Source organism: Brevibacillus sp. JB24b (assembly GCF_051713385.1).
Lineage (GTDB): Bacteria > Bacillota > Bacilli > Brevibacillales > Brevibacillaceae > Brevibacillus_B > Brevibacillus_B laterosporus.
Window position 1 is genome coordinate 3,792,162 of the sequence record NZ_JBNVQV010000001.1, and the last position, 20,301, is coordinate 3,812,462.

Sequence of the window (20,301 nt, forward strand, 5' to 3'; positions counted from 1 at the left end):
TAACCTCTTTTACCTATTTTGGTCTCAATTTTGCCCCAATTGTACATTCCCCTCTCCACCATCATGAAGCAATTTCCTCACATATCATTAACTTGCACAGCTGAGATTAATCACAAAAACCCCTGCGTAATAGCAAAGGCTTTGTTTGATATGGCCAGTCCACAACCTCTTGAAATTTATATGCTCTTGGTACCTCCTGATTTCTGTTCCGAATTTTTGTATCTGACATTAGTCACAGAAAAAGCAAAAAAGTTACAGTTTATTTGTAAAAATGACAGTAAAAAATAACTCCTAATTTATAAAATTGAAAATATATGCATAAATTACATTTATTGGATTATATTTAAATTGATTCAAAGTTCACTTTCAAAAGGAGCGATCAGGTATGTCTTGGAGAAAATCTACACTATTTGGTGGCAGTGGCGGTAGCCCCTTCAATGATGATCATACTGATGTGAAAAGATTAGCAGGCTTCTACATTCGTCATGGCAGTAGAATTGATGCTATTCAGGGTATTTACGATTATTTAGATGGAAGAAGAGCCCCACAAGAATTCCATGGAGGAAATGGAGGCACTCAAGCCATTGTTTTCTTTGAAGATGATGAGTATATCATCCGGATTACTGGTCGCACTGGTAGCCGTGTAGATCAACTTACCATTACGACAAATAAGCGTACGTATGGTTCTTACGGTGGAAACGGGGGAAGTCCCTTTGAGATTGACGCTGCAAATATTGGTGGTTTCTTTGGAAGATCGGGAAGTGAAATTGATGCCATAGGATTTTTTATACCTACATCCTAAAATAAGCCTTTTTAACGTTATCATTTTTTTGATAACGTTTTTTCATACTCACTTTCATAATCATGATAATTAACGCTAAAAAGTACTACAAAAACAACAAGCTCCCTTTATGTATTGAACATAAAGAGAGCTTGTCGACCTATAACAAACCTTTGTCTAGAGACTTTTCTCGTATTATTTTACAGCTGGAGTCTCGTACGGTAATTTGTCAGAAATGATCTCTTCTAATGATTGCCCAACAAATTTTTTAGAGAAAGGTTTTTCAACCTGCATATCATTGTCTTCACGAAGCTGACGTGCTCTCTTGGAAGCCAGTGTCACCAATGTGTATTTGCTACCTACTTTGTCTACAAGTTTATCAATCGATGGATATAACATGTATTATACCTCCTTAAGCCATTTCAAAAATTTATGAACCTGACGATCTTTTTTCAAATGCTCGGCAGTTACAATGGATTTGATCTTTTCACATGCATGTGAGATCTCATCATTAACGACAACATAATCATAATGATTCATCATCTCAATCTCAGTACGCGCCATCGCCATCCGATTTTTAATGGATTCTTCCGTTTCCGTACCACGTCCAACAATGCGGTTTTGTAACTCATCCAGATCAGGAGGTGCTAAGAATAAGAAAATGCCTTGCGGGAATTTTTCTTTTACCTGCATGGCTCCTTGCACTTCAATTTCTAGGATGACATCTCGTCCAGTAGCGAGTGTGTCTTCTACAAAACGTCTAGGCGTTCCATAGTAGTTACCAACATACTCTGCCCATTCAAGAAGCTCATCTTCTTTCATCATACGCTTAAACTCTTCTTTTTCTTTAAAGAAATAGTTTACCCCATCCACTTCGTTCACACGCGGTTGTCTGGTTGTCGCAGATACAGAGTAGATAAGTTGCGGCATATATTCACGAAGTGCTTTACAAACCGTTCCTTTACCCACTCCAGATGGCCCCGACAAAACTAACAGAAGGCCGTGGTCCTTATCCATAATCTTTGTTTCAACTCCTACCTTATTCATCAGACTCGTCATCTTTATTGGTTAGACGTTGGGCAACTGTCTCTGGTTGTACCGCTGATAAAATGACATGATCACTATCCGTGATAATCACAGCACGCGTTCTGCGTCCGTACGTAGCATCAACAAGCATGTTGCGATCCCTTGCTTCTTGTATAATTCGTTTAATTGGTGCGGATTCAGGACTTACAATCGAAATGATGCGATTTGCATTCACGATATTTCCAAACCCGATATTTATCAACTTAATCCCCATAGAGATTGGCACCCTTCCTCACTCAACGTTCTGCACTTGTTCTCTCATTTTTTCCAGTTCGGTCTTCACTTCAACTGCCAAGCGCTGAATCTGTAAATGATTCGCTTTTGACGCGATTGTATTAGCCTCTCTGTTCATCTCTTGCAATAGAAAGTCCAATTTGCGTCCAATAATCTCCGAGCTATGTATCTGTTCCAAAAATTGCTCACAATGACTTAACAAACGCGTAATTTCTTCGGAGATATCGGCCTTTTCAGCAAATAATGCCACCTCTTGAAAGATTTTAGATTCATCTAGCATATGATCTTCCATGATTTCATCAAGGCGATTTTTCAGGCGATTGCGATACTGCTCTCGTACTTCAGGAGCAATATCCTGCAAAGTGTGGGTCGTTGACTTAATGTATTCGAGGCGTCGTATCAGATCAAGCTGCAAGAGATTCCCTTCTGTACTCTTCATGACATAGAGCTCAGCTAAAGCAGCATCTGTTACCTCATCTAATAGCTGTTCCACCTCTTCATCAGAAAGCTCAGGTACACTGGCTTCTATCAATACACCAGGCATACGCATCAGATCTTTCACGTGAAGAGTCTCAGGCAAACCAAAACGTTCCACTAGCTGATTGGCTGCCGTAACATAAAATTGCGCTGTGCTCCAATCAATCTGAACCTCGGAAGACTCGTCCCGAACGGCTTCTAGCGAGACGGTAACATCGACTCGCCCACGGCGCACTTTCGTTGCAATCCGCTTTTTCACTCGTTCTTCATGCATGGTCCAGATTTTGGGCAAACGAACAATAATCTCACAAAAACGATGATTGACCGCGCGCATTTCCACCGTTAAACGCACAGATCCACGTTCTATTTCTTTTCGGCCGTAGCCTGTCATAGAAATCATCTGGTTCCACCCACAGACATAAAATCGTTAATTTATTATAGGAGAGAATACAGCCTAGTGTCAACTTGACTTCCCGTTACAAAATTGCTGTTCCTACTTGGGTTGATCTTCCCTGTATGCTACACTGAAGAAATAGCTACTGCTAGGTAGAGGAAGCAAGAGGTGAAGAATGTGGCTTTTGACGGATTAGTAACTAGAGCGGTCGTCCATGAGCTATCCATGCTCGTAGGGGCCCGTATTACGCGTATACATCAACCGCATCCAAGCGATATCGTTATGCAGGTACGTTCAACCCAAGGTACCTTAAAATTGTTAATTTCAGCAAATCCAACTTATCCACGCATTCATTTGACATCAGAGGAATTTATTAATCCAAAGGAAGCTCCGATGTTTTGTATGTTATTGCGCAAGCATTGCGAAAATGGCGTAATTGAAGCCATCACACAAGATGGAATGGAACGTGTAATCTATGTTGATCTAAAATCCCGCGATGAACTGGGAGATACCACCAGAAAACGAATTGTGGTTGAGATCATGGGTCGACATAGTAATATCATTCTGCTAGATGTGAAAACAAACATGATTCTGGATGGAATTCACCATGTTTCTCATGGAGTTAGCCAGTATCGACAAGTATTACCAGGTCGAGCCTATGTAGCTCCTCCTGCCCAAAATAAGCTGAACCCACTTACCGCAAGTGAGCAAGATTTTGTGATGTCTCTTCAATGGAACGAAGGAAAATTGGACAAACAGCTGGTCGAGCGTTTTAGCGGGCTTAGCCCCTTGATAGCCAGAGAGCTTGTTTCTCGTGCAGCACTACCTACACGTGATGCAATTTGGCATGAATTCTCCAGCTTTATGCAACAAATGACTCTCCACCGTTATGAACCTGTGATTGAGACGACCAGTGATAAAGCTGCCTTCTCTATCACTTCCCTCACACATTTGGGAGTCAGAGAAACTGAAACATTCCCATCGATCAGCGAATGCTTACAACGATTTTATGAACATAAGGCAATGCGAGACGTGGTTAAGCAAAAGGTACATGATCTATTACGATTGGTAACAAATGAAAAGAACAAGAACGAGAAGAAAATTGAAAAGCTACGTCATTCTATCGAGGATGCGCACGAGGCCGAACGCTTTCGGCTTTATGGTGAACTGATTCTATCTCATATGCATCAAGCAAAAAAAGGAGATACTGAGCTTATTGCAACCAACTGGTACAGTGAAAATGCTGAGACAATTGTCATTCCGCTGGACGCCTTAAAAACACCGTCGGAAAACATGCAAGCTTACTATAAAAAATATAACAAAGCGAAAGCAAGCCTAGCATTCATAGCAGAGCAGATTAGCTTAGCTGAACAGGAAGTTATCTATCTAGATGGCATTCTTGTACAACTGGCTCACGCTAGCTTAGTCGAAGCAGAAGAAATTCGGGAAGAGTTGGTGGAGCAAGGTTATCTGCGCAATCGAAACAGACGCGGTTCCAAGAAGAAAAAAGAGACGGCCCCAGCACTCGATACCTACTATTCTTCAGATGGTACCGCGCTGTTAGTCGGAAAAAATAATAAGCAAAATGAATATCTGACCAATAAATTGGCGGCTAGCTTTGAGACATGGTTACACACCAAAGATATCCCTGGTTCCCATGTGGTAATCAGATCGCGCACGGTAAGTGATCAAACCTTATATGAAGCAGCCATACTTGCGGCCTATTTCAGCAAAGCTCAGCAAGGCAGTAAAGTGCCAGTCGATTATACCCTGATCCGACATGTAAAAAAACCAAGTGGTGCTAAACCCGGCTATGTAACCTATGAGCAACAAAAGACGTTATTTGTTACTCCAGATGCTACCTTAGTTGCTGAGCTAAAAAATAATTCAGCGTACGAACAAAAGTAAATGCTAGATCCACGAAATCACTCTTTGTTCATCCATGAACTGTATATCTACACCGCTTCCGTTTCATACTACATATATGACATAAGCGTAGATTAACGTAGTGAACGAGGGTGAAAACGTGGAAGTAATCGGGATCGTGCAAACAGATATGAATGAGTTCAGTATTCTATTTGAGCCGGATAAAAAGCAGCAGCAAGAACAGCAAGGAAATCAAAATGGAGCCGGACAGAATTATCAGGATCATAGTAACGATGATGACGACAACGAGTTTCTCAATTTTCTTGGTGGGGATGTTTTGCAGGAAACCGGTAATTCAAGAGATAATAAATCTCAGCAGCAAAATGAGCCACAAGAAATGGTTGTCCGAATCAAGGGAATACCTGAGGGGCAAAAGGCTACATTTTTGCAAATGTACCAAATCGTAACAGATGCTAAACAACAAACCGATTTGGAACAACAGCTTACAATCGTAAGTATCGAAAATACGAACGGTCAGCAAAACCAGCAAGGAAATCAAAATCAGCAACAACAGGATAAATCCCAAAAAAGATCATCCAAAGATCAAAGTAGTAACCAAAAGGCCAAAAACAAACAGCAATATCAATGAGAGTAACACTTTGTTACACAACAAAAAACCTGAAGCAATTGCTTCAGGTTTTTTGTTTCGTATGTATAACGCCCCGCTCTGCCGTCTTGCTATACATGTTTCTTTTAACCTGAAAGACCAGGTGGGTGACTCAGCCGCCCTTCTGCCTTCCCAGCGTCCCATATAGGAGGTGGGCCTGACATTAGGTAACAGCGTTCTATCTCCCTAGAAACACTTAAGGTTAAAAACATATTAGCTCAACGCACATCGCAGGAATATGCTACACATCATATGTATTTGAAATCCTATCACAAATGCTGATCGGAATCAACTTATTATAGAAATGTTACCTAAGGATTTATGTATATCATATCACTTCTGCTTTTGCTGGACAAGGCTTCTGTTACGGATATTTCCGATGCATAGTAGATGATGGACAGGGGTTCTATATCATGAGGGGATCTCTGTCATCAATAACATCGAAAAATGCAAGAGAAGCGCCTAAAAGCGCCTCTCTCCCCCAAAATTAACTAGCATTTTTTATGACAGTGGTGGTGTCGATGGCGATGTCCCTGGCAGTCATCATCTCCAAATCCATCAAAAGCTGGTGCTTCACAAACTGTTCTGTGGAAAGGTACACATTTGCAAACTTTTCTCCAATGTTTCGTAGTATAGCAATTTTCGAAGCCACCATCGAAATCGCGGAACCCTCCACAGCGACCACAACTATGTCTTCTTCTTCTTCTTCTGCATCCACAACCCATAACCTCATCATCCTTTCTTTGTCTGATACGTTAACAAATTATGTACAGATTGATGTTTGTGATTGGTACAGCTGTCTAGTTCAATGAAAATCAGCTAATATACCGGAGACAATCGTCTATTTTTTGGCGTCTTTTTTTGTACATGTGCCTATTTGTCCTAGGAGATACTATAGATAACATATGGAAAAGGGGTGATGGAGGCATGGGCGAACATAGCCGGTTTCATGAGGGAGAGAAATCACCGAAAAATCAGGTCTATATTGAAATTGGAGAAACAGGCTCAGGGGTAGAGGACCCAATGATTATTACCCTAAAAAAAGGGGAGAAATTCCCTGCTACACGAAATAAAAATCGAGTGTGGACACAAAAATAAGCTTTATCTATTGTATAAAAATGAAAAAGACACAGCCTATATTTGGCATGTGCCTTTTTCATTTTCTTTCACACTATGCACTTAAACTTATACTTCTTCTTCGTCGTCCTCTTCCTCGTCTTCTTCATCACCGCTCAAATAGATGATGTTCACTCCAAGCTCCTCTAACAAACCAATTACTTCTTTATTTAATGTTTCATCTGCCAATAGTCCAAGGCTCTCCACCAGTTCTAATTCCTCTAGATCACCTGATTTTGCATCATAAATAAGCTCAAGGATTTCCGTCATCCGTCTCTCTTTTAGTGTATCTACTATTTCTTGTTGAGTCATTTTTTATCCACCTTTATCTAAACGAATTGTATTCCCGCTCTACACCGGGGTAGTCCATCTATTATAATAGAGAAAAACAAGGATTAACAGGAGCGAATCAAATGTATCCTTCTGCATATGTAGAATTTCTACTTCACTTTCATACTGATCGAGATTATTTTGAATGCCATGAGATTTTAGAGGAATACTGGAAATCACTCTCTCCAGAAAAACGTACGTCTACTTGGGTATGTCTGATTCAAGTTGCTGTGGCCCTCTATCACCATCGTCGTGGTAACTTTAACGGGGCAACAAAATTACTGCAAAATGCATCCTCCTTAGCAATTTTGAATAAAGCTGAGCTACATCACTTAGGCATAGACGTAGATTCGTTTACGCAACTGCTTCAGGAACGGATACAGGCTGTTTTGGAGAAAAAAACGTATCACAGCATGAATCTTCCCTTAACCGACAAAAGTCTTCTGAAGCAGTGTCAGGAACTCGCTAGTAGTCGTGGTTTGATTTTTGGTAGTATCGGTACCCCTGCTGATGATTATCTCGTACACAAGCATACCCTACGTGACCGCAATGAGGTTATTATGGAACGCAATCTCAGCCTCATTCAAAAGAGGAAACAGAACGATTAACTCGCGAAAACTGTGTCTATCGAAAAATAATTCCCCTAGCCAGAGAGTTTTCCTCACACCTGGCCAGGGGACTTCTTTTTATAGTACATTGCGTAACATTGTATACATTAAAGCCCAGTCTGCAAATAAATGACTGATCCACGTCGGATAGATACTTTGATACCTTCTCCTTAACCATGCCCAAAACATTCCGGTCAAAAAAACCAGAAAAGTAGCAACCAAACCAGCCTTTATACCAAATAACGTAACTCCAATGATAAAATGATACAAAGAATAAAAAAAACTGCTAAGTAAAATGGCTTTATATAGCTGCATATTATAAAGTAAACGTTCGAGCAGAAAGCCTCTCCACAACATTTCTTCAAATAGCGAGTTGCCAATTGTCATGTATAGGGCAAACCACCACTTTGTTTCTTCAGTCAATCCCCAAGAAAATAGCTTGTTTCGCATCCACTCTGTAGATGCACCTGTCCATAGCAATGCATAAAAACCAAGGCAAATCAGTATAAACAATAAAACTCCCGAGATGATGCCCCACCAAATGCCTTTTAGCTTTCTTTCCTGATGCCTGTGCAAGCCCCATGCTTCTCTCCATTTTATCGCAAGGTTCCCCTCCCAATAGGCATGAAAAATAGGGATGATTAGACAGGTTACGAGATGAAACCCAACAAAGGTAATGAATAAACTATGCTTTTCAACCAATCCATAAAATATAGTGAGGGTGGCAAAGCAACTATAGCATATAAGTACTAATAAGGGCTGTCTTCTTCGTTTGTCAGTTTTGCTTGTAAAATCCAAAACACTCCCTCCCCCCAGATTTCTACTCTAGTGTGTGATGTTTATTCTCTTTCTATTTGTGATGAATGAAAAATAACTAATTCGCATAGATAAGAAAAAAGCCATAAATAAGATATGCCTATTTATGTAAATATTGGTATAATAATAACATTGAATATTTTACCTACACATTCAAGTTAAGGGGTGGTCATTATTTTATCACGGAATAAATCTTACTTATGCTTGGTTATAGGTGAGGTTATAGCTGGTACAGGAATGTGGATTGGAATTATCGGAAACCTTAAATTTTTGCAACATTTATTCGATTCCGATTTTTTGAAGGGTTTATTATTGATGGTGGGGCTCTTTGTCAGTCTGTTCTTTTCTCCGAAAGCAGGAGAATGGATCGATCGTTTTTCGAAAAAAAACGTGTTGTTTTATGCGACTTTGATTCGATGTTTAGCTCCCATTTGTATGCTATTTGCGATTCATTACGATTCCGTAGGCTGGATGATAGCTTCATCAATCTTTATCCAATTGGCCGCCACCTTCTATCAACCAGCCGCTCAAGCATCTATACCTTTAATTGTGCCAAACGAAGAATTACTTCGCGCCAACGGATTTTATGTAAATGCTTCCACACTCGCAAGAATTGGTGGAACGGCGATTGGAGGAATCCTTATTGGTTTTATGCAACTGTGGACGCTTTATAGCATCACACTAGCTTGCTATTTTGTCCTTATTCTATTTATTCTTCCTGTTCATATTCCTGTAATCAACTCATTAAAATCAGCTGGTAAGGTAATCAAAATGCCTTTTCGAGAGGTTTTCTCTCTGCTTAAATCAGATCGGACGTTAAGTCTTGGTCTTACGAATGCCTTGGTTGTCTCATATTTCGTTGGTGGCTCTAATTTATTGGTCATCAATTTCAGTGAAATGCTTGCAGTACCAGGTTTGATGGGCTGGATTTATACGACAGAAGGACTCACAGCGCTCATTGCTGGTATTCTGGTCAAGCGCTTTTTCGGAAAAACAAACCTAGTCATGTCGTCTACTCTTTTCCTATTTTTGCTCGCTTTATCCCAAATCGGAATGGCTCTGTCGTATGGCTTGGTGCCATTGCTTTTATCTTATACGCTATTTGGGTTCTGCTTTGGGACCGTTGTTCCGCTTACTGCCACCCTGTTTCAAAAACAATTGCCTGCTGAATCACGTGGCCGATTCTTCTCCTTTAAAACCATGCTAGATCGAGCCTGGTTTTTACTAGCATTAGCTGGAACTGGTCTGTGTCTTGATCTAGTGGGCATTCACGCATACCTTTTCATAATGGGCTTTGCTTCCCTTGTTGTCGGTGGTCTGTCCTATTACTATGGAAAGCGGCATGCTCTGGATGTCAGACAGGTTTCAGAGGCACCCCCCCCTGTTAAAATGGCGTAACTATTTTACCAATCAGGTGGAGATAAGACGGAGGGGTGTATTTACACCACCTCTTCTTTTTTTGTAGTATAGACGTAAGATAAAAGGTAAATATTTAGGGTGAATCGAGAAGGGAGCCGTACTAAACGATGAATACATTTCTTGGCATCTCCCCTACTGTAGTTAGTATACTTATTGGTCTATTCATGGCAACCACAGTCATTATTGTTCGGTTGCGTTCAGCAAAAAAACCTGTATCTACACGTAAGATCATTATCCCACCCCTTGCTATGGCTACAGGCTTTGCAATGTTTCATTATCCGGGCGTGACCACACCTATCAGCTATGATTTTATCGCTTTCTTTATTGGGTGCTTGTTCTCTATTCCACTTATTTTGTCTTCCCGCTTTGAACAAGTAGGGAATCATATCTTTTTGCGTCGGTCCAATGCGTTTATCGTTGTTTTGTTTGTTCTGCTGCTAATTCGACTCGTGATTAAACTCTGGGTTGGTGATACGTTTACTCCGATGCAGACAGCAGGTTTATTCTTTGTCCTTGCTTATGGGATGATTCTCCCGTGGCGAGTTGCTATGTTGTATATGTATAAAAGACTGGTTAAATAAGATAGTCCTTATCAATCCTAGATACACAAAAGCGAGCTATCCAAAGCAGGTTTATCCTGCATGGTAGCCCGCTTTTTTATTTATCTTCAGCTGTGAAGATTGCTTTTGTTATTTCAGAAAATACTCCATTAATTTTTTATATTGTGTAGATTTTGATGTGCAATGTGGTTTAATAAAGAGATGTATGGAATTTTTTTCATTTGAACCGTAGCTGTAGTAGTGTGCTTCAAATAGCGATCAAAGATTGGCAAGTAGGGTTCTGCCACACCTACATGGAATAAAGCTAGCTAAGGGTAACGGCCTCCTCCCCAACGATCAACCGTATTATCGTTCCTATCTCATATCATGACGACAATAATGAAGATCGACCTGTACTAGTCCTTGCGTATGTCGTATAGTAAAATCTTACTCTGGCGATTTTTTTGAATCAACAAAATCCAAATTATGTAACGGTTTTTTGACAAATTTCGTCAATTATAAGAGGTACATTAACAAGTAGACAGGGGATTTATACGTGTTATCAAATTCAATTAAATTAAAAGAAAGAGTTACTTCAAAACAAAATATCTTACTTTTATTACTTCTCCAGTTACGTCCTCAGCAATGGACAAAAAATTTGCTCGTGTTTGCTGCCCTCTTATTTTCTCTACATAAAGTAAGTATCCATCTGCTTGGCAAGTCGCTCATTGCCTTTTTTCTATTTTGCATGGTTTCAGGGTGTGTCTATATCCTAAACGATTTTGCTGATATCAAAAACGATCGCAATCATCCTGAGAAACGCTTTCGTCCTATGGCTTCAGGCGCACTAAACCCATTTTTGGGACTAGCATTTGGGTGTGGGCTGCTGATAGCTTCTTTGTTTTCTGCTTTTCACTTCGATTTATGGTTTGGTAGTGTTTTATTATTCTATTTTTTGATAAATGTTGCCTATTCTTTTAAATTAAAACATGTGGTTATTCTGGATGTTATGATTATTTCTGCTGGTTTTGTGCTGAGAGCAATCGGTGGAAGCTTGATGATTGGCACTCCTTTTACTCCGTGGTTTTTGCTGTGCACAATGTTACTTTCCCTATTCTTGGCGATTAGTAAACGTCGACATGAACTCTATTTGCTACAGGAAGAAAAAGGGAGTCATCGTAAAGTATTAGACAACTATTCCATAGAACTATTAAATCAATTAAATACGATTGTAACTTCAGCAACTATTATCAGTTACTCCCTATTCACCTTCACTTCTGGACGAACCATTCAGCTTATGTGGACAATTCCATTTGTGATCTTTGGTATTTTTCGCTATCTCTACTTGATTATGATGGGCAACAAAGGAGGAAGCCCTGAAAAAGTATTGCTAGAGGACAAACCGATTCTTGTCACTGTCCTGCTATATGTGGTTGCAGTAGCTAGTATTATCCTTATTTTTGAATAAACAATATAGATAGGTTGTGTAAACATTTATGCCATCGCAAGTTCTTATATTCATTTCAGTCATTCTTAGTGCATGCGGGCAGGTCGCTATGAAGATGGGAGCTTCTGCTCTCTCTGGAAAAAGCGATGTGTTTTGGATGAAAATATTGCAATATCTAACCAATATTCCAATTATGGTCGGGCTTGCCCTTTATGGAATATCAGCGTTTGTCTGGATTGCAGCAATTGAAAAAGTACAGCTCTCCTACGCCTATCCTATGGCTGCTTTGGGCTATGTTCTCGTAGCCCTGCTTTCTGTATGGATTTTTCAAGAGCCTGTCTCAGGCGTTCGCTTGATTGGTTTAGCTATTATTGTTATTGGCGTCATTGTAATTTCACGTTCTTAGTATCTATTCGGAGGAATTGTTTATGCTATACGTTTTGGCACCGTTTATCGGCTGGTTAGTATCCGGTACGATTAAATTTATGATCAACTATGTACAATTTGGGAAAGAAGCAAGAAAGAAAATCGGAAATGGTGGCTTTCCTAGTACACATACAACAGTTATGGTAACCACCATCAGCTTAATTGGGCTTAATGAAGGCTTTTCCAACCCCATTTTCGGTCTAGGTATCGCTGTTACCTTTATCATTATTATTGATGCGACCGGACTGCGGAGAGCTGTCGGCAAGCATGCTACCACTATTAATTTGTTGGTAAAAGACCATGCAACTGCTGAGGAAAAAGAAACCTTACGTGAAAGTATGGGACATACAAAATGGGAAATCCTCGGAGGTATTGTTTTAGGAGTTTTAGTAGGACTGCTATTGCATCTTCTGTCACCAATAGTCTCAGGACTACTCAGCCTAGGAGGGAACTAGAAAAGATATGAAGAGCCGAACACCTAACGTCTCTCTTGTAATAGGAATTGTCTTACTCCTGCTTTTATTAGGAATTGTACTTTCTACATCGATTCTATTTTTGCTTGGTGTATCCATCTCAACAACTAGCTTCTGGGTGGCTGTATGTGCAAGTATTGTCTGCCTCCTAGTTATGACACATACATTCTTTACATCTCGTAGGGCAACCATGTTTTTTTCTTTGCTAATGGGATTAGGACTGATTTTTGGAATAAGCTGGTATACTAGTACTGCTACATATGATCTATCTTGGGATGGTCAGACCTACCATCAAGAAGCGATTATTCTATTAAAAAATGGCTGGAATCCCGTTCATGACCAACCTTTACTAAACATAACCGACGCCCAAAAGCTTGATAATTCAAGTGGAGAAGACATCCGTACTCCCTTTCATCTATGGATTAATCATTACACAAAAGGGCCATGGATGCTTGATGCCGTCATGTACAAATTGACGGATCAAATTGAAGGAAGTAAGATGTTTAACTTTATTCTTTTATTTGCTTCGTTTTTTCTTTGCTTGGCTGCAATTCTTGATGCCTATCCTGAGAAAAGAAGGCGTGCGGTCTTCCTCTCACTACTTCTGGCCTGCAATCCAGTCGTGATAACACAGCTGGTCACCTTTTATATTGATGGACAATTAGCATCGCTTGTACTTATCATCTATTCCTTGGGGTATCTCTTATTTAAACGTTTTAACCCATGGATTTTAGCAGGGCTATGCTCGGCCATTATCCTGCTAACGGCTATTAAGTTTACCGCTCTTGTATACGCAGTTCTTTTATGTGGTGGATTGCTTGTTCTATTTTTCTTGTACGATAAACATAGACATTGGAAAAAGCTACTGCTTTCTCTTGTCGCAAGCGGCCTCGTAGCGGTAGCAATCGTTGGTTATAATCCCTACGTTACCAATTTCTTAGCAAAGGGACATCCATTTTATCCATTAGCCGGTGAACATGCTGTAGATATTATGACAGCTAATAGTCCAGCCGACTTTCAAGGGAAAAATCAATTCGAAAAGTTCTTTGTATCTTTATTTGCCAAGTCAGAAAATATTATAAGACCTAATGAAAGCACAATGAAATGGCCGTTCACTGTAGCATTTGAGGAATTTCAAGCTTTTATTGGGGCTGATGCTCGTTTAGCGGGATTTGGTCCTCTGTTTGGAGGAGCTGTATTACTAACCTGCCTTGTCTCATTTGCTCTCTTCCTTCGAAGTAGACAATTAGCAAAGCCTGTATTTATAGTAAGTGGAATCATTTTTTTGACGGTATTTATAAATCCTGAATGTTGGTGGGCGCGATACGTTCCTCAATTGTGGTTCGTACCCATTCTCATTGCAATGGTAGGATTGGAAACTGATAAGCAATTTACGAAGTACGCAAGTTGGTTTTTGATTTGTACTCTTTCCATAAATCTGTTGCTAGTAGGGGCTACTCAAACGATTGCTCAAACATTCTTCAATGCCCAAGTAAATCTACAGTTTCACGAAATGAAGAAAAGTAAGCAGCCTGTATTAGTTGATTTCCAACATTTTAATTCGAATCGAATCAGATTGGAAAAAGCGGGGATCGAATTTATTGAAACAAAGATTGATGATAAAAATGCTAAAAAGCTTGGTTCATCACAGGCAAAGTATTTAGTAAGATAAGTACGCTTTCCATTACACCGATTGAGTTATAAGCGCAATTTTGTAGTCAACAAGAAAAGTCTGTTCGTTAGAACGTTAGCTGACCCCAACCTTCATTGGGCGTCAGCTTTTTCCATTTCGAAAACTGTCCTTTTGTATTAAAACCTATTCTGTTTTTAAAACCTGCTCCTTATAAAACGTGTGCGGCTTTTCCTTCCACTGAGACAAAACTTTTTCTTGTCTAGCACTGATTGTTCCATTATCTTTTGCTTGCTCTAATAGTGCTGTATAGTTGGATAACGTGTGTAATGGATAGTTCGCTTCTGTAAAAGCACGTTCTGCATCGGCAAATTGGTAGCTAAAAATAGCGACTACTCCCAATACCTCAGCTCCCTCCAATTCAACAGCCTTTGCTGCCTTGATGGAGCTTCCACCTGTAGAAATTAAATCTTCAATAACGACTACCTTTTGACCAGCAGCAATATGCCCTTCAATCTGATTTTGACGACCGTGACCCTTTGCCTTATCACGGACATAAATCATTGGCAACCCCATACGATCAGCAATCCATGCTGCATGAGGAATTCCTGCTGTCGCTGTACCAGCAATAACTTCTACTTCAGGAAAACGCTCACGAATTACCTGAACAAAAGCATCTGCTAAATAGCTACGAACCTCTGGGTACGTCATTGTAATACGGTTATCACAATAAATGGGAGATATAATCCCGGATGTCCAGGTAAACGGTTCTTCTGGACGAAGATGTACAGCTCCAATTCGTAAGAGATGCTGTGCTACTTGTTTTGCAATTGTTGTACTCATTTATTTTCCCTCCCGTATACTTGCCATCATGTCAGCCCATACTTTGGCTGGCTCTTCAGCCTGCGTAATGGATCTCCCGATAACGATATAGTCTGTACCCAGTTCAAATGCTTTTGCTGGGGTAGTTACTCGTGTTTGATCGCCAAAAGCAGATCCAACGGTACGAATTCCTGGTGTTACAGTCAAAAAATCCGTTCTAGTAGCTTGTTTAATAATTGGTACTTCCAAGGGAGAAGCAACAACGCCATCCAGACCTGCTTGACATGCCAAGGATGCATAGTGAGAAACCGTCTCGTCCAATCTACCAGGAATGAGAATTTGTTCATTCATCATCTGCTGACTGCTGCTCGTCAGCATGGTTACACCGATCAGTAATGGGGATTTACTACCGGCAGAGACGCCTTGCTCCAATCCCTCTCGTGCCGCTTCCATCATAGCTATGCCGCCTGCTACATGCAGATTCACCATATCAGCGCCATGCTTAGCTAAACTTTTCATCGAGCCTTTAGCAGTATTGGGAATATCGTGGATTTTCAAATCAACAAACACTTTTAATCCCTGTTCCTTCAATAGTGATACAATTGCTGATCCTTCTGCATAAAAAAGCTCCATGCCAACTTTCACGTAGCGTACCTGATTTTCTAAGCTAGCAAGGCAGTTCATTACCTCTGCTTTTGTTTGAAAATCCAGCGCTAGAATAATCCGTTCGTCCGCTTTACATAACAAATGATTTTGAGTTAAGGATGATTCCATGTGTGAAACTCCTCTCCTTTGTTGTCCACTCATTGTCCACATACAGGAAGGGAGTGCTCTTGATGAGCACGTCCCCGTTCTAAGTCAACTCAATTTTTCTATTACTGTGTTGCCAGTACCTTTCCCATCTGTTGTTTCGGCATTGCCTCTGTAGAGAATGTGATTGTTTCCAATACATGCAAGATAGCGCTTGCTGTATCCAGAGATGTCAGACATACTGCCCCGTTCTCCACGGCCTCACGACGAATGCGGAACCCATCACGCTGTGGTGTTTTACCTTTCGTTAAGGTGTTAAGCACAAGATTCACTTGACCTGTACGGATTTCATCTAGCAAGTTCGGAGTGCCTTCCGATAGCTTTTGTACACGACGGACCGATAAGCCTGCCTGCTCTAAGTAGTCAGCAGTTCCATCCGTCGCTAGTAGTTTAAAACCAAGCTGTTGGAAACGCTTTGTGATCGACAACGCTTCCTCCTTATCCTTGTCAGCTACTGTTACCAAAAGAGTTCCTTTGGTTGGAATATTCATGCCAGCCGCTAGCAAACCTTTGTAAAGAGCTTTAGCTAGGGTAGTCTCACGTCCCATTACTTCCCCGGTGGATTTCATCTCTGGGCCTAAAGTGATGTCCACACGGCGTAGTTTTGTGAAGGAGAAGACAGGAACTTTTACAGAAACCATCTTTTCTTCAGGATGATAGCCTGTAGTAAATCCTTGGTCGAGAATGCTGTAACCAAGAATGGCTTTCGTCGCAATGTTCGCCATTGGAATTCCTGTTACCTTAGACAAGAATGGAACTGTACGGGAGCTGCGTGGGTTGACCTCGATGACGTAAGGCTTGCCTTTATAGATGACAAACTGAATATTGAGTAAGCCCTTGATGCAGAGAGCACGCGCTAGCTTTGTAGTCATGTCGATGATCTCTGTCTTCACTGTCTCTGATAAGGATTGCGGCGGATATACTGCAATAGAGTCACCTGAGTGAACCCCTGCACGCTCGATGTGTTCCATGATACCTGGAATCAAAACGTTCTCTCCGTCGCAAATCCCATCTACTTCTGCCTCAATCCCTAGCATATAGCGATCAATTAGAACAGGATGCTCTGGATTCACTTTTACTGCTTTTTTCATATAAGAGATTAGCTCTTCTTCGTTATAAACAATTTCCATCGCTCGTCCTCCCAATACATAGGAAGGGCGAACTAGCACAGGGAAGCCTAATGAGTCAGCAGCAACCACAGCTTCTTCTACAGAGGTCACTGTTTTCCCAGGTGGTTGAGCTATATCAAGCTTTCGCAGCAGAGCTTCAAACTTCTCACGGTTCTCAGCTGCATCAATATTTTCTAGGCTTGTACCCAGGATTTTGACACCACGTTTAGCAAGCTTATCAGCAAGATTGATCGCTGTTTGTCCTCCAAACTGAACAATGACACCTTCTGGTTTCTCTTGGTCGATGATGTGCATGACATCCTCTATATACAAAGGTTCAAAGTAAAGCCGGTCAGAGGTATTAAAGTCTGTTGATACCGTCTCAGGGTTGTTGTTGACAATAATGGCCTCGTATCCAGCCTCTTTCAAAGCCCAGACCGCATGGACTGTAGAGTAATCGAATTCAATTCCCTGCCCAATGCGGATTGGACCAGAGCCTAGCACGATTACGCGTTTTTTACCTGTATCAACAAATTCATTTTCTTGCTCGTAGGTCGAGTAATAGTACGGTGTTTGCGCTTCGAATTCGGCAGCGCAAGTATCTACCATTTTATATACAGGCTTCATTCCCCATTGTGTACGTAGATTATAAATCTCCTCTTCTTTTTGTCCCGTACATTCTGCGATTTTCCGATCGGTAAAGCCAAGTCGCTTTGCTTCATACAGAGCTTCCTGAGTCAAGCCAGATTCGGCTAGTGTTGTTTCATAAGCAACAATATTCCAGAATTTGTGTAAGAAGAAAAGATCAATCTTGGTTAACTGATGAATTCGTGAGATATGATAGCCACGGCGCATCGCTTCTGCTAGTAAGAAAAGGCGTTCATCATCTGCAATCACCAGACGTTGTTCTAATTCTTCATCAGTAAGCTCTTTTGCCTCTGGTATTTCCAAATGGTAGCTTCCGATCTCTAAGGAGCGGATCGCTTTCATCATAGATTCTTCAAAACTACGTCCAATCGCCATGACTTCGCCCGTTGCCTTCATCTGCGTACCAAGACGGCGATTGGCTGATTGAAATTTATCGAAAGGCCAGCGAGGAATTTTGCTAACTACATAGTCTAGGGTTGGTTCAAAACAAGCGTAGGTTTGACCAGTTACCGGATTCTTTAGCTCATCTAAGGTATAGCCAATAGCGATTTTTGCCGCCATTTTAGCAATCGGATATCCTGTGGCTTTGGACGCTAATGCCGAGGAACGGCTGACACGTGGATTTACCTCAATGACATAATATTGAAAGCTAACGGGATCGAGCGCATACTGAACATTGCATCCACCCTCAATTTGTAAGGCACGGATAATATTCAATGCAGAAGAGCGCAGCATTTGATATTCACGATCAGATAACGTTTGACTTGGAGCGACAACAACAGAATCACCTGTGTGTACACCAACTGGGTCAATATTTTCCATGTTGCAGACTACGATACAGTTGTCGTTAGCATCACGCATCACTTCATATTCTACTTCTTTCATTCCTGCAATACTTCTTTCAACCAAGCATTGAGTAATCGGGGAGTATTTTAAACCACTTGTGACGATTTCGATCAACGAAGCCTCATCTTCACAAATACCTCCGCCTGTTCCACCGAGCGTGTAAGCGGGACGAACAATGATTGGGTACCCAATTTCATTGGCAAAATCAAGCGCCTCTTCCACCGTACTAACAATCGCGGAATCAGGTACTGGTTCATTTAGCTCTTGCATAAGAGAGCGGAACAACTCGCGATCTTCCGCTTGTTTAATTGAGGTCAGTTTTGTTCCCAATAGCCTTACATTCTCTTCTTCAAGTACACCCATGTCTGCTAGAGCTACTGCCATATTTAATCCTGTCTGTCCGCCCAATGTTGGTAACAATCCATCTGGTTTTTCCTTACGAATGACCCGAGCTACGAACTCAGGTGTAATTGGCTCAATGTATACTTTGTCAGCCATATTGGTATCCGTCATAATCGTAGCTGGGTTGGAGTTGATTAGAACCACCTCCATCCCCTCTTCTTTTAATGCTTCGCAGGCTTGCGTTCCTGCATAGTCAAACTCCGCCGCCTGACCAATTACGATAGGACCAGAGCCAATCACCAGAATTTTTTTCAGATTATCTATTTTTGGCATACCATTTCTCCTCCTTGGATTGTTTCATCATGTCTAAGAATTGGTCGAATAAATAGCCTGAATCGTATGGACCAGGTGCTGCTTCTGGGTGGTATTGAACAGAGAAAGCTTGCTTTTCAGCATTACGCAATCCTTCAATGGTACCGTCATTAAGCGCGAGATGTGTTACTTCTAATTCTGTTCCGATAATAGAAGATTCGTTTACAGCATAGCCGTGGTTTTGGGACGTGATATATGTACGTCCGGTTAGCAATTCTTTTACAGGATGATTGCCTCCACGGTGACCAAATTTCAATTTTCCCGTGTCAGCTCCGCTTGCAAGAGCGAACAGCTGATGGCCTAAACATATTCCAAATAATGGGTATTCACCAAGGATTTCTTTAACCATCTGAATAGCTTGCGGTACATCTTTAGGGTCACCTGGGCCGTTAGACAGCAATATGCCATCTGGTTGCAGTCGGCGAATTTCATCTGCAGTGACGTTATGTGGAACCACTACCATATCGCATCCTCGCTTGGATAATTCCCGCATAATGCCATGCTTGCAACCAAAATCTACTAAAACCACACGGTCACCACTACCTGGACTTGAGTAAATACTCTTTGTTGATACCTGGGCGACCTGATTGGTCATTACATCCGTACTTTTCAACTGAGCAATCAATTCCTCAGCTGGTCGCTCGCTGGTAGTGATTAATCCTCTCAAGGTTCCAAAATGACGGATTTTACGTGTTAACATTCGTGTATCTACACCTGAAATACCCGGAATTTCATAGGCCTGTAATAGTTCATCTAAGGTTTGTGTCGAGCGCCAATTGCTTGGCATATCGCAATGCTCTCGTACAACAAAGCCATGGATAAACGGACGAACCGCTTCTAAATCATCGCGGTTAATCCCATAGTTTCCAATCAAGGGATACGTCATGACGACGATCTGTCCACAATAAGAAGGATCGGATAATACCTCTTGGTAGCCTGTCAATCCTGTGTTAAATACCACCTCACCAATGCTTTCATTGGTGGCCCCCATCGCTTTCCCTATACAAATCGTTCCGTCTTCTAATATCAAACGTGCTTTCATG

The 20,301-nt window shown here is 41.1% G+C and carries 22 protein-coding genes and 1 other RNA gene; 11 read left to right on the plus strand and 12 right to left on the minus strand.

The annotated features are described in order from the left end of the window. Nucleotides 1-385 precede the first annotated feature (385 nt). On the plus strand, nt 386-802 hold the full coding sequence (locus ACQV1I_RS17720; RefSeq protein ID WP_018671791.1) for a jacalin-like lectin: 417 nt from the start codon (nt 386-388) through the stop codon (nt 800-802). 174 nt (nt 803-976) lie between these two features. Here ACQV1I_RS17720 and rpoZ read toward each other — a convergent pair whose 3' ends face one another. From rpoZ to ACQV1I_RS17740, 4 genes are read right to left on the minus strand one after another with little or no spacing between them, the layout of a single operon-like run. Then, on the minus strand, nt 977-1,180 hold the full coding sequence (gene rpoZ, locus ACQV1I_RS17725) for a DNA-directed RNA polymerase subunit omega (RefSeq protein ID WP_031413545.1): 204 nt from the start codon (nt 1,178-1,180) through the stop codon (nt 977-979). A 3-nt stretch (nt 1,181-1,183) separates the two neighbouring features. Beyond that, nucleotides 1,184-1,828, minus strand: a complete 645-nt coding sequence (gene gmk, locus ACQV1I_RS17730; RefSeq protein ID WP_236645708.1) for a guanylate kinase — start codon at nt 1,826-1,828, stop codon at nt 1,184-1,186. Next, the gene (remA, locus tag ACQV1I_RS17735) at nt 1,821-2,081 is read right to left on the minus strand and encodes an extracellular matrix/biofilm regulator RemA (RefSeq protein WP_018671794.1); all 261 of its coding nucleotides are present in this window, start codon (nt 2,079-2,081) and stop codon (nt 1,821-1,823) included. Before remA ends, gmk begins: the two co-directional genes overlap by 8 nt. An 18-nt stretch (nt 2,082-2,099) precedes the next feature. Next, complete coding sequence (locus ACQV1I_RS17740) at nt 2,100-2,978, minus strand: YicC/YloC family endoribonuclease (RefSeq protein WP_116333406.1); 879 nt, start codon at nt 2,976-2,978, stop codon at nt 2,100-2,102. 171 nt (nt 2,979-3,149) lie between these two features. Between ACQV1I_RS17740 and ACQV1I_RS17745 the strand changes: the two genes are divergently transcribed. After that, nucleotides 3,150-4,880 carry an Rqc2 family fibronectin-binding protein gene (locus ACQV1I_RS17745; RefSeq protein ID WP_116333407.1) on the plus strand — a complete coding sequence of 577 codons (1,731 nt, stop codon included), beginning with the start codon at nt 3,150-3,152 and terminating at the stop codon, nt 4,878-4,880. A gap of 118 nt (nt 4,881-4,998) precedes the next feature. Continuing rightward, entirely contained in the window at nt 4,999-5,487 is a 489-nt protein-coding gene (locus ACQV1I_RS17750; RefSeq protein WP_116333408.1) for a hypothetical protein, read from the plus strand. A gap of 66 nt (nt 5,488-5,553) precedes the next feature. On the opposite strand, the gene ssrS is transcribed toward ACQV1I_RS17750, so the two are convergent. Both ssrS and ACQV1I_RS17760 read right to left on the minus strand, forming a co-directional pair. Then, a non-coding RNA gene (ssrS, locus tag ACQV1I_RS17755) (6S RNA) lies at nt 5,554-5,745 on the minus strand. 247 nt (nt 5,746-5,992) lie between these two features. Further along, the gene (locus ACQV1I_RS17760) at nt 5,993-6,223 is read right to left on the minus strand and encodes a hypothetical protein (RefSeq protein WP_176452340.1); all 231 of its coding nucleotides are present in this window, start codon (nt 6,221-6,223) and stop codon (nt 5,993-5,995) included. A 209-nt stretch (nt 6,224-6,432) separates the two neighbouring features. On the opposite strand from ACQV1I_RS17760, the gene ACQV1I_RS17765 reads away from it, so the two are divergent. Further along, a complete protein-coding gene (locus ACQV1I_RS17765; protein ID WP_081621611.1) occupies nt 6,433-6,603 on the plus strand; it encodes a YjzC family protein in 171 nt (56 codons plus the stop codon). 87 nt (nt 6,604-6,690) lie between these two features. Here ACQV1I_RS17765 and ACQV1I_RS17770 read toward each other — a convergent pair whose 3' ends face one another. Next, entirely contained in the window at nt 6,691-6,933 is a 243-nt protein-coding gene (locus ACQV1I_RS17770; protein WP_094699486.1) for a hypothetical protein, read from the minus strand. Nucleotides 6,934-7,034: 101 nt separating this feature from the next. Between ACQV1I_RS17770 and ACQV1I_RS17775 the strand changes: the two genes are divergently transcribed. Next, nucleotides 7,035-7,559 (plus strand): DUF309 domain-containing protein, encoded by a 525-nt coding sequence (locus tag ACQV1I_RS17775; protein ID WP_094699487.1) that lies wholly within the window; start codon nt 7,035-7,037, stop codon nt 7,557-7,559. A 78-nt stretch (nt 7,560-7,637) separates the two neighbouring features. Here ACQV1I_RS17775 and ACQV1I_RS17780 read toward each other — a convergent pair whose 3' ends face one another. Next, nucleotides 7,638-8,357 (minus strand): CPBP family intramembrane glutamic endopeptidase, encoded by a 720-nt coding sequence (locus ACQV1I_RS17780; protein ID WP_116333409.1) that lies wholly within the window; start codon nt 8,355-8,357, stop codon nt 7,638-7,640. Nucleotides 8,358-8,540: 183 nt separating this feature from the next. On the opposite strand from ACQV1I_RS17780, the gene ACQV1I_RS17785 reads away from it, so the two are divergent. The 6 genes from ACQV1I_RS17785 to ACQV1I_RS17810 all read left to right on the plus strand — a co-directional run bounded on the left by ACQV1I_RS17785 (nt 8,541) and on the right by ACQV1I_RS17810 (nt 14,351). After that, nucleotides 8,541-9,773, plus strand: a complete 1,233-nt coding sequence (locus ACQV1I_RS17785; RefSeq protein ID WP_255193584.1) for an MFS transporter — start codon at nt 8,541-8,543, stop codon at nt 9,771-9,773. Between the two features lie 128 nt (nt 9,774-9,901). Next, entirely contained in the window at nt 9,902-10,375 is a 474-nt protein-coding gene (locus tag ACQV1I_RS17790; RefSeq protein WP_018671804.1) for a CcdC family protein, read from the plus strand. Nucleotides 10,376-10,889: 514 nt separating this feature from the next. Next, the gene (locus ACQV1I_RS17795) at nt 10,890-11,801 is read left to right on the plus strand and encodes a decaprenyl-phosphate phosphoribosyltransferase (protein ID WP_116333410.1); all 912 of its coding nucleotides are present in this window, start codon (nt 10,890-10,892) and stop codon (nt 11,799-11,801) included. A gap of 28 nt (nt 11,802-11,829) precedes the next feature. Next, on the plus strand, nt 11,830-12,186 hold the full coding sequence (locus ACQV1I_RS17800) for an SMR family transporter (protein WP_026315167.1): 357 nt from the start codon (nt 11,830-11,832) through the stop codon (nt 12,184-12,186). A 22-nt stretch (nt 12,187-12,208) separates the two neighbouring features. Further along, nucleotides 12,209-12,661: a divergent PAP2 family protein gene (locus ACQV1I_RS17805; RefSeq protein ID WP_116333411.1), complete on the plus strand. Its 453-nt coding sequence runs from the start codon at nt 12,209-12,211 to the stop codon at nt 12,659-12,661. A gap of 7 nt (nt 12,662-12,668) precedes the next feature. Then, nucleotides 12,669-14,351: a hypothetical protein gene (locus ACQV1I_RS17810; RefSeq protein WP_116333412.1), complete on the plus strand. Its 1,683-nt coding sequence runs from the start codon at nt 12,669-12,671 to the stop codon at nt 14,349-14,351. Nucleotides 14,352-14,495: 144 nt separating this feature from the next. On the opposite strand, the gene pyrE is transcribed toward ACQV1I_RS17810, so the two are convergent. The 4 genes from pyrE to ACQV1I_RS17830 all read right to left on the minus strand — a co-directional run bounded on the left by pyrE (nt 14,496) and on the right by ACQV1I_RS17830 (nt 20,300). After that, nucleotides 14,496-15,152 carry an orotate phosphoribosyltransferase gene (pyrE, locus tag ACQV1I_RS17815; protein ID WP_116333413.1) on the minus strand — a complete coding sequence of 219 codons (657 nt, stop codon included), beginning with the start codon at nt 15,150-15,152 and terminating at the stop codon, nt 14,496-14,498. Then, nucleotides 15,153-15,905, minus strand: a complete 753-nt coding sequence (gene pyrF / locus ACQV1I_RS17820) for an orotidine-5'-phosphate decarboxylase (protein ID WP_094699493.1) — start codon at nt 15,903-15,905, stop codon at nt 15,153-15,155. A 101-nt stretch (nt 15,906-16,006) separates the two neighbouring features. Continuing rightward, nucleotides 16,007-19,219, minus strand: a complete 3,213-nt coding sequence (carB, locus tag ACQV1I_RS17825) for a carbamoyl-phosphate synthase large subunit (protein ID WP_094699494.1) — start codon at nt 19,217-19,219, stop codon at nt 16,007-16,009. Then, on the minus strand, nt 19,203-20,300 hold the full coding sequence (locus ACQV1I_RS17830; protein ID WP_116333414.1) for a carbamoyl phosphate synthase small subunit: 1,098 nt from the start codon (nt 20,298-20,300) through the stop codon (nt 19,203-19,205). Before ACQV1I_RS17830 ends, carB begins: the two co-directional genes overlap by 17 nt. Nucleotide 20,301: the final 1 nt, after the last annotated feature.

Bases quoted from the DNA above. Each gene is read 5' to 3' on its own strand.
- ACQV1I_RS17720 (WP_018671791.1), top strand. From the start codon at position 386: ATGTCTTGGAGAAAATCTACACTATTTGGTGGCAGTGGCGGTAGCCCC.
- rpoZ (WP_031413545.1), bottom strand. From the start codon at position 1,180: ATGTTATATCCATCGATTGATAAACTTGTAGACAAAGTAGGTAGCAAA.
- gmk (WP_236645708.1), bottom strand. From the start codon at position 1,828: ATGAATAAGGTAGGAGTTGAAACAAAGATTATGGATAAGGACCACGGC.
- remA (WP_018671794.1), bottom strand. From the start codon at position 2,081: ATGGGGATTAAGTTGATAAATATCGGGTTTGGAAATATCGTGAATGCA.
- ACQV1I_RS17740 (WP_116333406.1), bottom strand. From the start codon at position 2,978: ATGATTTCTATGACAGGCTACGGCCGAAAAGAAATAGAACGTGGATCT.
- ACQV1I_RS17765 (WP_081621611.1), top strand. From the start codon at position 6,433: ATGGGCGAACATAGCCGGTTTCATGAGGGAGAGAAATCACCGAAAAAT.
- ACQV1I_RS17770 (WP_094699486.1), bottom strand. From the start codon at position 6,933: ATGACTCAACAAGAAATAGTAGATACACTAAAAGAGAGACGGATGACG.
- ACQV1I_RS17775 (WP_094699487.1), top strand. From the start codon at position 7,035: ATGTATCCTTCTGCATATGTAGAATTTCTACTTCACTTTCATACTGAT.
- ACQV1I_RS17790 (WP_018671804.1), top strand. From the start codon at position 9,902: ATGAATACATTTCTTGGCATCTCCCCTACTGTAGTTAGTATACTTATT.
- ACQV1I_RS17800 (WP_026315167.1), top strand. From the start codon at position 11,830: ATGCCATCGCAAGTTCTTATATTCATTTCAGTCATTCTTAGTGCATGC.
- ACQV1I_RS17805 (WP_116333411.1), top strand. From the start codon at position 12,209: ATGCTATACGTTTTGGCACCGTTTATCGGCTGGTTAGTATCCGGTACG.
- ACQV1I_RS17810 (WP_116333412.1), top strand. From the start codon at position 12,669: ATGAAGAGCCGAACACCTAACGTCTCTCTTGTAATAGGAATTGTCTTA.
- pyrE (WP_116333413.1), bottom strand. From the start codon at position 15,152: ATGAGTACAACAATTGCAAAACAAGTAGCACAGCATCTCTTACGAATT.
- pyrF (WP_094699493.1), bottom strand. From the start codon at position 15,905: ATGGAATCATCCTTAACTCAAAATCATTTGTTATGTAAAGCGGACGAA.
- carB (WP_094699494.1), bottom strand. From the start codon at position 19,219: ATGCCAAAAATAGATAATCTGAAAAAAATTCTGGTGATTGGCTCTGGT.
- ACQV1I_RS17830 (WP_116333414.1), bottom strand. From the start codon at position 20,300: ATGAAAGCACGTTTGATATTAGAAGACGGAACGATTTGTATAGGGAAA.